Source organism: Moheibacter sp. (genome assembly GCF_049672845.1).
Lineage (GTDB): Bacteria > Bacteroidota > Bacteroidia > Flavobacteriales > Weeksellaceae > Moheibacter.
The window spans coordinates 40,374-55,831 of the sequence record NZ_JBATWT010000012.1 but is presented as its reverse complement, the minus strand read 5'-3'; the positions used below and the strand labels follow the sequence as shown (position 1 = coordinate 55,831).

Here is a 15,458-nt window from a genome sequence, read left to right as displayed (position 1 = left end):
TTCTGGAAAGCTGAAAAAATTAATAATGGGTTAACCCATTTTCAAGGACATTCAAAATTTAAAAAAAGGATAAAAAATGAGTTATTAACAGTAAAATTCAGATTGTTGATAACTGGGCTTATACTGGGCTTATACTGGGCTTAAGTAGGGAGTGTCTATGGGGATGGTTAGGGCATGACTTTGTCCTAAAATATACCTGAATCGTCCTATCATAACTTTAAAGATTTAATATATATAAGGATTCGATGATTAAAATTCTCCTGTCTTCCATATTTTTCCTTAATTTTCCTAAACTCATAATTTCCGGTGGTGTTCTTGTGGCTTTGTAGTGGCATTCTAGTGGCGTTGTAGTGGGTTTCCGGTGAGTTTGTAGTGGGCTTGTTTAAGCAGAGAGGTGATAAAATATCAAAAAAAATAAATGTTTTTAACATTTTGATAACGAATGCTTTTTGAAAGCGAATGAGAAAATCTTTTAACTTTGCCATCCCTTTAAACCTAAAGATGAACTAAAGATAACCCAAATCTAACGCTGCCTCTCCCCATTACTTATAACTTTGAAAACGCAAAAACGCTCTGCAGGAGTGACCTTTTTGTGAATTTTGTGTCTTATTAACTGAATGAAAAAAGAAAGCAAAGCTTTCACCTAACTATAAAATTTATGAGATTTAGATTTTTACTTTTCTTAAGTGTAGTATTCCTCGGAATTGGACAAATCTGGGGGCAGACGACAGTGACCAAACAATTTTCTGATTTTGGTTTTGAGAATACTGAAACTTTTCCTTCTGGAAATTTAGATGAAAATATATCTTTCACTACAGAAAAGAACAGCTCTCATACTGATCCAGCTTACTTTGATAGTGATGCAACGATAAGATTATATCCGGGCGGAAGCAATGGAGGGTCTATTACTTTAAATGTAAATGAGGGATATATTATTACATCTGTTACATTTATATCTTCTCAAAATCAACCTATTAAATATTTTGTTGATGGTGGAGAAGAACAAACAATGAGCAGTAGTGATACTTACACAATTAATGAAAACATTTCAAATTCATTAAAATTTCAAAATGCGAATACTAATACAAGTGGTAGTGGTAATCAATTAAGATTAACTGGAGTAACTGTAACTTATACAAATGGTACAGCATGCGAAGATTCTAACTTCGTTTTTGCTTCTACAGAAGTATCCGCTGATTTGGCGGATGGTACATTTACACAAACGGCTAGTTCGCTAAACGAAACTACAGCTATTACTTATGAAAGTTCTGATGAAGCAGTTGCTACGGTAAATCCTTCTACAGGAGAAGTTAGTTTGTTAGGATTAGGAACAACAAGCATTACTGCCAACCAAGAAGCCGGTACGCATAACGCTACCGAATATTGTGCAGGAACTGCAACTTATGAATTGACGGTGATTTCAACCGAACCTGTATTGATAGTTTCTACCAACAGCCTTTCATTGACTGCTTTTGCAGGAGGTGCAAGTGCAACAGAAGACATCACAATCGACGGAGCAAACCTCACAGGAGACATCGCTCTTTCATTGACCGGAGATACAAATTTCTCAATTGATCCAAATACTTTATCAGCAAGCGGAGGAACTATAACGGTAACTTATACACCTTCGGCAAGCCCAGCAACTCATTCTGCTACTTTGACCGTATCCAACGGCTCACTTTCTGAAGTGATTGCTTTGAGTGGCGTGACGGATGAAATGCCTGCAATAGGATGTTTTGAAGAAAATTTTGATGGTATTACAGCTGGAAATTCAACAAGTTCAACTGGTTCAAACTCGTCATGGGATGGAAACGATAATTTTCCAACAGTAGATAGAGCATATCAAGCAGGAGGAGCGGTAAGATTAGGAAGTTCAGGTAATAACGGTTCTATTACTTCTCTTCCATTAACAGAATATGCAGGACATAATGTTGTTGTAAGTTTCTCTTCAAAAGCATGGGGAACAAATGCTTCAAGTATTTTAATAAGTTTTGGTACACAAAGCCAAGTGGTAAATTTACCTGCTGCTAGTAATTGGACGGATGGATTATCTGACTATGAGGTTGTTTTTGAAAATATAGAGCCTAATGCAACTTTAACATTTGAAACAAATTCAACATCAGAAAGAAGATTTTTTATAGATAATGTTGCTGTTTGTATAAATGGTCCATCTATTCCAACTCCTACTCTTACAACTTCAGTAACTGAATTGTCAGATTTTGTTTATGGTTTAGGCAGCGGTCCTTCTGCTTCACAAAGTTTTGCGTTATCAGGAATTAATTTAGATGGTTCAGAGGATATAACAATTTTAGCAGGTGGTGGTTTTGAGATTTCATTGGATGATGTTGATTACTTTGAAGAAGAAACACTTTCAGCTTATGATGGAACGGCAACTGATATCTACGTAAGACTAAAATCGGGATTACCTGTCGGCAATTATTCCGACATTATTCTGATAGGTGGTTATGGTACAGATGCAGAAGTTTCATTATCAGGTGAAGTAACCGCTCCCGTCAGTTCTTTGTTCCGAAGTAAAGCCAACGGAAATTGGACAAACAATGCGACTTGGGAGTCTTCTGCAGATGGCACTAACTGGTGGCCTGCAAGTACGTATCCAGATGAAAGTGCAACTGATGTTGTAATTCGAGAAAACCATAAGGTAATCCTAAATTCTGCAGGTATAAAGATTGCCAATACCGAAGTGAAGGGTCAATTGGAAATAGTTGATCATGATTTTCAACTAATGGGAACAGGCCATGCTTTGAAAATTAAAAACGGAGCAGAACTAATTTTGAATGGTAGTGGAAAACCTACTAATTCAAGCACTGGAACTGCCCTTATTGAAACAGCTGGGAATTTTAAAATTCTTAATTTCACTTCCGATAATTTAATGTCCCATTATTTAAAAGTGGGAGGATCTTACAATAAATTTGAACATCATTCCATCTTCGAATGGGCGAATACCAATACTTTGGGTTCCTCTGGTTTCGACGAAATATTTGATGTTGTAAATCCAGGTGATTTTGTTATTTTCAGAATGACACAAACATTTGGCTCTAATTATGGAAGTGGAACAAATAATTCATTTAATGCAGTTATGGAAATACCTGGAGACAGGCAATTAAAACTTCAAGGCAATGGCAATAAAACTTTTAGAGGAGGAATTCAAGGAACAGGTGTTTTAACCGTAGTGACAACAGGCTCAGGCAAATTAATTTTTGGGGATACTTTCGGCAATCCCACCTTAGGAAATACTGGCAGTTTAACTTTGAACGTACCTCATAACGTTTTGCAACTTCAAAACATTGAAGTTCCCTCTTCTGCCCAAGTGAAAATTGAAAGTTCGGGAACAGGTAATCCGAATACTCTTTCAAGAATTGGAGGCAATCTCGATATCTCCGGTGAATTAGACATTACCGATATGCGAATTGTAAACACAGCAGATGGTGGAATTACAGTAAAAGACGGTGGGACTTTGAGAACCCGTTATACAGGTGGTTTATTTGGCAGCGAATCAGCGATAGTAGATGCCACGAAATTTACAATGGAAACGGGAAGTACAATTGATTATTATGCAACAGAAAACCAGGCGATAAGCACAGGAAAAGAATATTACCATCTTATTTTATCGGGTGGAGGAATTAAAACTCCGCAAAGTCAAAGTCCCATAAACTTTTATACGATTGACTCTATTCAATATGGCTCAATTACTATTACAGAAAATCCAATTGTTGATTTCAGTGGCAATAATTTAGGGCCAACAGCACTGAATCATGTAAATTTCAATATGGACGGTGGAAGATTAATACTCGGTAAGGGCGGTACACAACCCAATATGCGAGGCACTTATAACTTAAGCGGAGGTGTGATAGAATTTGCAAACAGTAGTGCTAGCGGTCAAACCATAAGATCTACAAATGCTTATTCCTATCAAAACATCGAAGTGACTGGAAATAGCGTGGGAACTAGTGGCGGAAATCTTGTTTTAAACGAAAATGGAACTTTTCTAGTTAAACCCAACGGTATCTTTACAATAAATACTAATAGCATTGTAGGACCTGAGGGTAACCAAACGATAGAAATTGAAGGTAATGGAACATTCAGAACAGGCAATGCTGATGGATTTAGTGGTGGCGATGGAACTTCCAATCCAGGTCAAACTACTTCCATTCGAAATAATATTGAAAATATCATTTTACATCCTAATAGTACGGTGGAATACTCCCGCTCCGGCGACCAGACCATCACCAATGGAATTGTAACAACGCCGAGTGATGCCCACTATGAAAATCTTAGAGTTTCAGGATCTGGAGTGAAGACCACAGCTTTGGGTAATCTAGTTGTCAATAATATCACTTATGTAGATGCTGCTACCTTACGCGTTGCAGAAACAAATGATGATGTTGCTCCAAACGTTCTTACCGCCCGAAAAGGAATTCAGGTAGTCTCGGGAGCAACCGCTCTTTTTGAAAACAACGCCAATCTGATGCAGGATCCGGGCGCAGCAAACTCCGGGAAGATCAGCATGCTGAGAAAGGCAAATGTTCCTTCCAATCAATATAATTATTGGGCTTCACCTGTATCAGGACAAAATTTATATGAGATTTACAATGTTCCCAATAACAGAGTTATGACTTATAATACAGGTACCGACTATTTCACAATTAAGCCCAATCCTCATCAATCTGAATTTGGTATTGGATATTCCATCAAAGGACCTGTAACAAATGCGCCACCAACTCCTTCTGGTGGTATTGAAGTAGTGGCTAATTTTATAGGTACGCCAAGAAATGAATCTTTAACTATTTCTGAAAATAGAATCCCTCTATCAGACGTGGGTAATCATTATAATTTAATCGGAAATCCATTCCCTTCCAATCTGGATTTGATTGCTTTATATAACGATTCCGATAATAACACCAAGTTCTTTGATGATGGTACTGAAGACACACCTACGGTTTACTTTTGGGATAATGTCAGCAATACGCAAATGACCCAGCAAGGTTCTAATTATAATCAAAGTAATTATGCTTTGTTGAATCTATCTTCGGGAATAGGAACGGCTGCGCCGTGTAACAGCGCAACTTGTTCTGGTGTCGGGTCAGGTAAAAAGCCCAATGGAATTGTAAAGCCCGGTCAGGGATTTATCATCAGAGCTGCTGAAGGTGCAGATCATCTAACTTTGAAAAATGATATGCGAACTACGCTGATAAAAAGGACTTCCGATGATGACGAGGCCGTATATTTCAAAACCGGAAATCTGTCTGCTGAGCACAATGGGGAACGTCCGAGAAACGATAAATTCTGGGTGGAACTGGTGACGGCAGATGATTTACACATTCAGGCAGCAGTAGGGTATTTTACCCAGGCTGAAAACAGTTTTGAGCGTTTTGATTCCAAGGTGATGAATGAGGACGCTTCTGATAATATTTATACGCTGAGCGAGGATGATGTAAAATTGTCCATTCAGGGAAGAAAAGGAAATTTCAGCAATGAAGATATTATTCTTTTGGGGGTGAGATTCTTTAAATATGGAATTCACAAGATTCAACTGGAAGAAACGAAAGGCATTTTCAAAGAGCATCAGGATATTTATGTCAAAGACAAATACCTGAATATTACTCATAATCTTTCTGCAAATGGACCTTACCTCATAGATGCACAGGCCGGAGAATTCAACGATCGTTTTGAGATTGTTTTCAAACCATCGCTGAGCTCAACGGTGAATCCTGCTTCTCCCCTCAATAGTCTGAAAATTGAAAAACGTGATCATCAGATTGAAATCAGTTCTTCAGTTGAAAAAATTACAGAAGTTGAAATATTCAATCTTTCGGGCTGGTCAGTTTATAAAGCGGAACAGGTGAATGAAAATATTTTGAAAATCCCGGCTTCTCAGTTTGGTAAAGAAATTATCATCGTAAATGTTCAGACCGAATCAGGAAAAACGGAAACGAAAAAGATTATCAATAAATAGTCTGATAAATTTGAAAACCCGTCTTTAAGTCGGGTTTTTATTTAAATCTATGCAAGTAAGAATCAGGGGAGATTTCAGTTGATCTGGATATAAAGAATTTAGATTTCTCAGTCTGCTCAAAATGACAGGATTTTAAATTTAGAAGTCAGAAAGTTCGGTCTGATCTTTCTAAACCATTAAGGAAAATAAGTTTTAGAAATCAACTAAAAACTTCTTTCAGGTCAATGCCTCCAAAGTTGGCGGAACTCATCATCAGAAAGACTTTGCCGGATTTATCGGTTTGATTTAAGAAAGATTTTAGTTCTTCCGAAGAAGTGAAGACTTTGATATTGGAATCTCCAAATGCATCCTGAATATCGGATGGTGAGATATAATCCATTCTTTTGATTTTCAGTGCTTCGGGATTATAGTACACAATTTTGTCGTCGGCTTTGTCCAGTGCGCCTTTGTATTCCGATAGGAATTTCGGGTTGAGGCTGGAATAAGTATGCAGTTCCAGACAGGCGATGAGTTGTTTGTCGGGAAACTGTTCTTTCACGGCATTGGTCGTGGAAATCACTTTGCTGGGTGCATGTGCAAAATCTTTGTAAGCCACAAATCCAGGTGTACGGTTGATGAGTTCCAGACGTTTGGAAGCGCCTTTGAAAGTCTGAATGGCTTCGTAGAAATCATCGTCCATCACGCCGAGCTGATTACAGATGAGCCTTGCTCCTTCCAGATTATTGAGGTTGTGCTGGCCAAATATTTCCAAGGGAATAGGGCCTTCTTCCGTCGAAAGATAAGTCACGCCATTATCGATATTAAAATCGGGTGTCGAATAAGGAAATTTCTTCAGTGCTTTTTGGTTTTCTTCCACTACCCTCAACAAAGTTTCATCTTCCGAATTATAAATCAAAGCACCGCCGGGCGTAATGGAATCCACAAATAATTCAAACTGATGGATATAATTCTCAAAAGTCGGGAATACGTTTACGTGGTCCCATGCGATCCCGCTGATGAGGGCGATATTGGGCTGGTACAATAAAATTTTCGGTCTTCTGTCAAGTGCAGATGAAAGATATTCGTCGCCTTCCATCACCATGAAATCGTTTTCTTCGGTCAGTTTTACCATCACATCAAAACCTTCCAGCTGTGCCCCGACCATATAATCCACTTCTTTTCCGTGGTAATGCAAGACGTGGAGAATCATGGAAGTAATGGAAGTTTTACCATGCGAACCGGCGATGACCACTCTTGTTTTGTCTTTGGACTGTTCGTATAAATATTCGGGATAAGAATAAATTTTCAGTCCGAGTTCCTGTGCGCGCAACATTTCGGGATTATCGGCATGGGCATGCATTCCAAGGATAACGGCATCGAGATCTTCGGTGATTTTCTCAGGGAACCATCCGGTTTCTTCGGGCAAAAGTCCGCGTTGTTTAAGTCGGGTTGCCGAAGGTTCAAAAATGGCATCGTCAGAACCGCTTACTTTATATCCTTTTTCGTGAAGCGCGATGGCCAGATTGTGCATAGCGCTACCTCCTATCGCAATGAAATGAACTTTTTGCATAATTTAATTTTTCGCCTTTAGAAATTCGGAATCTAACATCTTTTAACTGAAAAAATCCTGAGGCTCGCGGTCTTCTTTGATTTCTTCAATGGTTTTCACTTTCAGGAATTCAGGTGATTGTTCGATTGCATCCATAATTTTTTTCATGATGGCATCGTAATCTTCATTTTCGAAATCAAAGTGTAAAGGTTCTTTGAAACGCATGGTTGCCTTTACTCCTGTTTTTTTGAGTTTCAGTCCTTTTTTGTCAAAAGCCCTGCGGAATCCGTCAATCACGACGGGTACTACAATGGGTTGGGTTTTCTTTACCAAAAGTGCAGTTCCCCGTCTTCCCGGAGCAAAAGCAGTGGTTGTTCCTTGTGGGAAAGTTACCACCCAGCCGTTTTCTAGTGCTTTCTCAATATTGGTTATTTCAGAAATATCAACTTTTCGGTTTATATTTTTTCCGGCATCCCGCCAGGTTCTTTTTACCATGATAGCGCCTGTGTAAGCAAATAATTTCGTCAGAAAATTATTTTTCATGGTTTCTTCTGCCGCAATATAATAGAAATCGGTTTTGGGATTCAGAAGATAAACCGGATTTTTGATGGTATCGACAAATCCGTTTTTCACACTGCAGAAAACGTGGTACATCGCAAATACATCGGCAAAATAAGTCTGGTGATTGGAAACGAACAAAACATTGGTATTCGGCAGATCAATCAAATGTTTGGTTCCCGATACTTTGAGTTTGTTGTAACCGTTGTAGCGGTTATAGGTAAATGCGCCAAAGAGAAAAATCAATGACCTTTTGAGAAAATACAAGTGGCCGAAAGCATCTCTGTACACATTTTTCTTTACTGCTTTTTGTTTCGCCATTACTGCTTCGTAGTTATTTGAACTGCAAATTTAAAGTTTTTCCATCAATGCACCGAATTCACTTAAAATCATTGCGGTCGCACCCCAGATATAAGCATCTTCGCCGAGTTCATAACCCGGAATATCCACCAGGTATTCTGAGAATTTTCTTTCAAAAGTAATGGGTTGAGCTGCCATAAAGGCTTCCAGGTTAAGTGGAACAATTTCGGCAACTTCATTGTCATCTGGTAAAAATTCAGGAGAACCATGATGAAGCGCAATGAAAGGATAAACCAGGAAATTGCTCGGCGGAATGTACAATTCGGTTAGCTGACCGATGATTTCAATATTATCTTCTTCCACCCCTAGCTCTTCCACCGTTTCGCGCAGCGCGGTATAGGAAAGATTGATGTCTTCGGGTTCAAAAGCACCTCCGGGAAGCGAAAACTGGTTGGAATGAACGCCTTCGTAGGTATGACGAAGCGTAACCGGAAATTCTATTTCGCCTTCTTCATTTTCATACAAAAGAATCATAACGGCAGCAATCCTCGGATTTGTCTTTTTGATTTCTTCTAAATCATAATTTTCCCGATAAGGTGGTGAAAGCCGGAGTTGGGCTTCAATTCCGGGAAGTTCAGATTCGTAGTTTTCTAATTTATATTTTAATTCGTCTAAATACAATGCGTTATTTTTTGTCAAATTTAAAGTTTCTGGTTCAAAGTTTGAGGTTTCAGGTTTCAGGTTTCAAGTTTTACTGCGTACAGTCGCTTCGCTCGTGTCAGGTTTAAAGTTCAACCACTCAATCACACAACCACTCAATCACACAACCACTCAAAGCTTCTGCGTATAATAATTAAAATCTTTCATGACGGTGTCGATGAATTCCACATCGGACTGATCGGCTTTGACATCCATGACATTTTCAAGTTTATTACGAAGGCGTTTTAATGTGGTGTAATCACGGTTCTTTCGTGCGATGACAAATGTATCTTTGATGATGCGGGCATCGTTGTCGGTAAGGCGCATAACCTGACTGTAGCGCGGCACATAAGTTTCTTTGATATCTTCGAGAATCGTGATATCGATGGAATGTTTTTCCCTGAGTTTCAATACGGTGGTTCCGGCTACGATGTCACCGAGTCTTTGTGAGTTTCGGGTTCTGATAATCAGAATAAAGGCCACCAGTCCGGACATCATCAAAAGCATTCCCGCGAGAATAACTGCCGTTTCTTCTCCGAAAATCGGAATAAAGAAAAGCAACATGAAACTTCCCGTCCAGAAGTCGATGAGCCTGAAAGCCCAGCGTGTAAAATATTCGGTAAATCCGGCGCGGTATCCATTGAGTTTTACGACTTTGATTTTACAAATCAGTTTCCCTAAAGTCTGTCCGTTGAAAAGAGTTTCGGTCCAGAGCGAATAAAAAAGAGCGGGAAAAAGTAAGATCGTGAACAAGATGTCGAGAAATACATTGGAATCATTGTACAAACCGGAATCTTCAAAAACACCTGCGTCCACTCCGAAAATGCGGTAAAAAGTGGAAGACATCGCCCAGATATAAACCCAAATAAAAACTATATCCAGCAGAAAAGCGGCAAGTCTGAGTCCCACTCCGGCGTGCTGAATGTCAACATTTACGTTTAGAGGTGTTTTTATTTTAATCGCTTGCATAATTTCTGAGGGAAAGCTAAGAAAGATTTGCTCAAAGTTATTTATTAAGTTCTAACTTTATATATTTACGCATCAATTTTAATCCTATTTCCGCTTTGAGAGAAGCAGCCTTCATCAAACAAAATAAAGAAAAATGGTTGGAATTTGAAAGATCATTGTACAATTCGTCTGAAAACAAGCCGGAAAGACTGGCCGAACTTTTTATTCAGGTCAACAATGATTTAGCGTATGCACAGACTTATTACCCGAAAAGCAACGTCATCAAATACCTGAATGCCATCACGGCTACGGCTTACCATAAAATCTACGGTAAGAAAAAATCAGGAAAAGGAATTGCAGGTTTTTGGTCGTATGAAGTGCCGATGATTATGTACCAATACCGAAAATACTTTTATTTTTCATTTGCGGCTTTCTTTCTCATGGCTTTCATTGGCGTGATTTCCTCGATTTACGAACCAGAATTTGTGCGCTCTTTTCTGGGCGATGCCTATGTGGATATGACCGAAGACAACATCCAAAATGGTGATCCGCTTGCGGTTTATAACAATGAAACGAGTTTCGGCGATTTCAATAGTTTTTTCAGAATTGCACTGAATAACCTACGCGTGGGACTGATGTCTTTTCTCTACGGAATTTTCGGCGGTGTGGGTTCGCTTTATTTTATGCTGGTCAACGGCATTATGGTGGGAAGCTTCCAATATATGTTTTTTGAAAAAGGACATTTTTTCCTTTCGCTGCGCACGATTTGGATGCATGGCGCAATGGAAATTTTCGCCATGTGTATCGAAATCGGTTCCGGCATCCTGATGGGAACCAGTTACCTTTTTCCGGGTGTACTCACAAGAAAGCAGGCTTTTTTCCAAAAAGGAAAAGCTGCGCTTAAAATCGTAATCAGCACGATTCCTTTTACGATTTCTGCTGCTTTGATTGAAGGATATCTCACGCAATACGCCAACGAAATGCCGATTCCGGTTGCCGGACTGATTGTATTGGGAACTCTGGCATTCATCAGTTGGTATTATTTGGTTTATCCGCATAAAGTTTATCGGAAAAATCAAAAAGATCTTTCGTTTTTATTAAAAGAAGTGGGAAATGAGAAAGTTTAAATTTTTAATTTTCGGACTTCTCCTGCTTCCCTTTTTGAACGGACAAGAAATTGTGGAAACCATTAATCCGCCGATTGTAGCTGAAGAAGTTTATTATGAAGATCAAGGCACGGTTTATCCGACGCCTTCAAAAGAAGAAATCGGTCCTTTGCATTTTGAGAAACGGAATCTCGATCCTGAATTCAAAGAAGATTACAAAGGAAAAAAGTTTGACTACGACCGTGTGGTGAAGCAGAAAACTTATTCTCCTCCCGCTTTTTCCTTACCTACCGGACTTTTTCAGGTGTTGATGTATATAATGCTTGCGGTAATTATTCTGGTCGTTATTTATCAGATCATTAAAAATGCAGGTGGATTTTCATTTGGAGGTGAAAGAAAGAAAATCAAATTTGATACTTCGGAAGAAAAACATTCGGAAGATACAGAAGACATTGCCAACAATGATTTCAAATCCTTAATTGAACAAGCAAAATCGGATAAGGACTTTCGGAAGGCTATCCGATATTACCATCTTTGGGTTTTACAAACTTTGTCTGACAAAAAATTAATCAGATGGAACAAGGACAAAACCGATTATGATTATTACCGTGAATTAGGTGAAAATCCGGTTAAAAATGATTTTTCCGACAGTGTTTATGTTTATGATTACATCTGGTACGGGAATTTTCAAATCAATCCGAAAGAATTTGACATTGCCGAATCGATTTTCCAAAGAATGCTCAGCAAACTCAGATGAAAAAGTCTTTGATCCGATATACGTTTGTTTTGATTTCGTTTCTCTTTCTGGGATGCAGCGAAATGCCTGTGGACTGGCGCCGGACTTTTGATTCGAAAGACAGTCTACCTTTCGGAACGCTTGTACTTCGTCAGGAATTGTCAGAAATCTTTCCCGATTCACGCATTTCCAACATCAGCCAAAATACTTACGATCATTTCTTTGAAATTCAATACGATTATCTCAGCGATCATTATATGTTTATTTATGATGATGTTTTGCTGGATGAACCGACCTGGGAAATGATTTTGGCACATGTAAATCAGGGCGGTTCTGCCTTTATTTCTTTGCCCGTGAATAACTCTGTTTTTGAAAAAAATTTAGGAACTTCGGTTAAAAACCTGAATTCTGTTCCCGGTCAGGAACAAGCTGTTTTATCGGTCAAAACTCCTGAAAATGAGAAGAAATATACCTACGACAAAGGCACCGGAACTTCTTATTTTGAAGGATTTAAAGAAGAAACGACAGAGGTTCTCGGCTATTTGGAATACAATGGCGAGAAGCATCCCAACTTTTTGAAAGTATATTATGGTCATGGCTATCTGCTTCTGCATACCGAACCGATTGCTTTTACAAATTATTATATGCTGAAAAATGAAAATGCACAATATGTGACCGATGTGTTTTCGTTTCTGAATACGGAAGACATCATGTGGGACAATCACCGTATGTTCAGAAGGTATTCCGGTGAGCGCAATGATGGTGGATTATTTAACGGATTGAATTTCATCATGCATCAGGAAGGACTTCGTATTGCATTTTTACTGTTGGTCATTCTGGGCGTTTTGTATTTGTTTTTCAATTCCAAACGCAGACAGAGAGCCGTTCCGATTGTGCTTCCCTATCCGAATTATACTTTGGATTTTGCCAAAACCCTTTCGGAATTGTACCGGTACAATCGCGATCATACGGCGATGGTTCGTTATAAAATCAATTATTTCCTGGAACAGCTTCGCCTGCATTATAATATCACTTCTAAAGACACCGAAAAGGATTTTTCCGAACTTTTGAGTGCAAAATCGGGAGTGGATATTGGATTGTGCAAAAAACTGGTACTGACCATTGATATTTTCAGGAGCAGACCTTATCTTGACAAAGAAGATTTCTTTAAAATTCAATCGCTAATCGAATCATTTACATATAAATCAAAAAATTATGGAAGAACAACCACTAGAAAATAATCCTGCCTATCAGCCACCACAACCGGAAGCTATTCCAAACGAAACCCAACACAGTTCGGGACTTGAATTTACGAACCGTATTGATTTGTCCAAAATTAAAAACGGCGTGGATGAAATCAGGAACCAATTAGGGAAAGTCATCATCGGACAGGAAGAATTCATCGAACTTCTGATGGTCAGTATTTTTGCCAACGGTCATGCCCTGATTGAAGGCGTTCCGGGCGTTGCTAAAACCATTACGGCCAAACTCCTCGCACGTACGATGGATGTAGGGTTCAGCCGAATTCAGTTCACGCCCGACCTGATGCCCTCTGATATATTGGGAACTTCGGTTTTTGATATCAAGAAGAATGAATTCGAGTTCAAAAAAGGACCTGTTTTTTCCAATCTTGTTTTGATTGACGAAATCAACCGTGCACCGGCCAAAACCCAGGCTGCGCTTTTTGAAGTAATGGCCGAGCGACAAATCACCATGGACGGAACACGCTATGATATGGAGCCGCCATTTTTGGTGTTTGCTACCCAAAATCCGGTGGAGCAGGAAGGAACTTATCGTCTTCCCGAAGCGCAGCTAGATCGTTTTCTTTTTAAAATTGAAGTCGGATATCCAACGCTGGAAGAGGAAATAAGCATCATTGAAGGCAATAATACACGCAAAAACGAAGATCCGACAAACCTTATTAATCCAATTTTCAAGTCGCATGAAATCACAGAATTTCAACGAATCATTCAGGATGTTTTGGTGGAACCTAAATTAATCCGATACATCGCTTCGATTGTAAATGCCACGCGAAATAATCCGTTTTTGTTTCTGGGAGCTTCTCCGCGAGCTTCGATTTCGATTTTGAATACGGCCAAAGCAGTTGCAGCTATCAGAGGACGTGATTTTGTGATTCCGGAAGATATAAAATTCGTGGCGGTTCCGGCTTTGAAGCATAGAATTGTGGTTTCGCCCGAGAAAGAGATGGAAGGAACGACTTCGTCTCAGATTATTTTACAAATTATTGAAAGTATAGAAATCCCACGCTGATGAATTTTTTCAAGCAGATATTTTTGAACAAAACTTTCTTTTTTGCGTTCCTACTGGTGATTGCCGGATATGTATTGGGATTTTATTTTCCCGTCATGATCCAGATTTCCCATCTGCTTTTATTTGCCTTGATTCTGATTTCGCTAATGGATTTGATCTTGTTGTTTTCCCATAAAACAGGGATTTCAGGTGAGCGAACCGTTCAGGATAAACTTTCAAATTTCGATAAGAACCCGGTTCAGATTCATTTGCAGAATTATTTCCCGTTTCGGATTCATTATACCATTCTCGATGAAATTCCGGAACAGTTTCAGATTTTTGATTTTGAAATGAGCGGAATACTTTCTTCGAAAAAGGAAATTGATTTGAAGTATGATTTGATTCCGAATGAACGCGGTATTTATAAATTCGGGAAAACCAATGTTTTTGTTCGTTCGCCGCTTGGATTTCTGGAAAGAAAAATAGTTTTGCACACGGAAAATCAGATTAAAGTTTATCCGTCATTTCTGCGTCTGAATCAATACAGTCTGCAGAATTTCAAAGCCCATATCAACGAAATCGGGCAGAAGAAAATCCGAAGGATTGGTCACAGCATGGAATTCGAACAGATTAAAAATTATGTTTCGGGTGATGATTTCCGGACGATCAACTGGAAATCTACTGCCAAACATCAGAAACTGATGGTAAATCAATATGTGGACGAGAAATCCCAGCAGGTTTATTGTGCGATTGACAAGGGAAGAGTTATGAAAATGCCGTTTGACGGAAAAACGCTGTTGGATTATTCCATCAATGCGAGTTTGATTTTCAGTAATGTGGTTTTGCAAAATCATGACCGTGCGGGTGTTTTTACTTTTTCAAATCAACTGGAAAATCTGGTCAAAGCAGAGCGAAGAACGAGCCAGCTTCAGAAGATTTCGGAAACTCTGTACGGGATTCAGAGTAATTTTATGGAAACTGATTTCGGTAAATTGTATAATTACATCCGACATAAAATCACGCAACGTGGTCTGATTCTGCTTTTTACCAATTTTGAAAGTATGGATTCACTTCACCGGCAACTTCCCTATTTGCTTGCCATCAACAAAAGTCATCTGCTGGTTGTGGTTTTCTTCCGAAATACGGAATTGGAGGATTTCCTGATTTCGACGGATGAAAAAACGGATTTGTACGAGAGAACTTTGGTCGAGAAATTCATTTATGAAAAGCAGCAAATCGTACTGGAATTAAATAAACACGGCATTCAGACTGTGCTTACGCGCCCGGAAGATTTGACGGTTAATACCATAAATAAATACCTCGAGATTAAATCCCGAGGTATAATATAAAAATATTTCT

10 protein-coding genes are annotated in these 15,458 nt (G+C 39.0%); 6 read left to right on the top strand and 4 right to left on the bottom strand.

Annotation, left to right across the window (positions count from 1 at the left end):
• Positions 1-658: 658 nt before the first annotated feature.
• Positions 659-5,974: a hypothetical protein gene (locus tag WBF63_RS06040; protein ID WP_424368811.1), complete on the top strand. Its 5,316-nt coding sequence runs from the start codon at positions 659-661 to the stop codon at positions 5,972-5,974.
• A gap of 199 nt (positions 5,975-6,173) precedes the next feature.
• Here the strand turns inward: WBF63_RS06040 and WBF63_RS06035 are convergent, their stop codons facing one another.
• From WBF63_RS06035 to WBF63_RS06020, 4 genes are all read right to left on the bottom strand, one after another.
• On the bottom strand, positions 6,174-7,523 hold the full coding sequence (locus tag WBF63_RS06035) for a UDP-N-acetylmuramate--L-alanine ligase (RefSeq protein WP_424368810.1): 1,350 nt from the start codon (positions 7,521-7,523) through the stop codon (positions 6,174-6,176).
• A gap of 42 nt (positions 7,524-7,565) precedes the next feature.
• Positions 7,566-8,381 carry a lysophospholipid acyltransferase family protein gene (locus WBF63_RS06030; RefSeq protein WP_424368809.1) on the bottom strand — a complete coding sequence of 272 codons (816 nt, stop codon included), beginning with the start codon at positions 8,379-8,381 and terminating at the stop codon, positions 7,566-7,568.
• 30 nt (positions 8,382-8,411) lie between these two features.
• Entirely contained in the window at positions 8,412-9,059 is a 648-nt protein-coding gene (locus WBF63_RS06025; protein ID WP_424368808.1) for an NUDIX hydrolase, read from the bottom strand.
• A gap of 132 nt (positions 9,060-9,191) precedes the next feature.
• The gene (locus tag WBF63_RS06020) at positions 9,192-10,028 is read right to left on the bottom strand and encodes an RDD family protein (RefSeq protein ID WP_424368807.1); all 837 of its coding nucleotides are present in this window, start codon (positions 10,026-10,028) and stop codon (positions 9,192-9,194) included.
• A gap of 95 nt (positions 10,029-10,123) precedes the next feature.
• Between WBF63_RS06020 and WBF63_RS06015 the strand changes: the two genes are divergently transcribed.
• Genes WBF63_RS06015 through WBF63_RS05995 form a run of 5 tightly spaced genes read left to right on the top strand, consistent with a single transcriptional unit; the run spans position 10,124 to position 15,448 of the window.
• Positions 10,124-11,134: a stage II sporulation protein M gene (locus WBF63_RS06015; RefSeq protein WP_424368806.1), complete on the top strand. Its 1,011-nt coding sequence runs from the start codon at positions 10,124-10,126 to the stop codon at positions 11,132-11,134.
• Positions 11,121-11,870: a hypothetical protein gene (locus WBF63_RS06010; RefSeq protein ID WP_424368805.1), complete on the top strand. Its 750-nt coding sequence runs from the start codon at positions 11,121-11,123 to the stop codon at positions 11,868-11,870. Before WBF63_RS06015 ends, WBF63_RS06010 begins: the two co-directional genes overlap by 14 nt.
• The gene (locus WBF63_RS06005) at positions 11,867-13,090 is read left to right on the top strand and encodes a DUF4350 domain-containing protein (protein WP_424368804.1); all 1,224 of its coding nucleotides are present in this window, start codon (positions 11,867-11,869) and stop codon (positions 13,088-13,090) included. Before WBF63_RS06010 ends, WBF63_RS06005 begins: the two co-directional genes overlap by 4 nt.
• Positions 13,065-14,120, top strand: a complete 1,056-nt coding sequence (locus WBF63_RS06000) for an AAA family ATPase (protein WP_424368803.1) — start codon at positions 13,065-13,067, stop codon at positions 14,118-14,120. The genes WBF63_RS06005 and WBF63_RS06000 overlap by 26 nt, the downstream gene beginning before the upstream one ends.
• Positions 14,120-15,448 (top strand): DUF58 domain-containing protein, encoded by a 1,329-nt coding sequence (locus tag WBF63_RS05995; RefSeq protein ID WP_424368802.1) that lies wholly within the window; start codon positions 14,120-14,122, stop codon positions 15,446-15,448. The genes WBF63_RS06000 and WBF63_RS05995 overlap by 1 nt, the downstream gene beginning before the upstream one ends.
• Positions 15,449-15,458 lie beyond the last annotated feature (10 nt).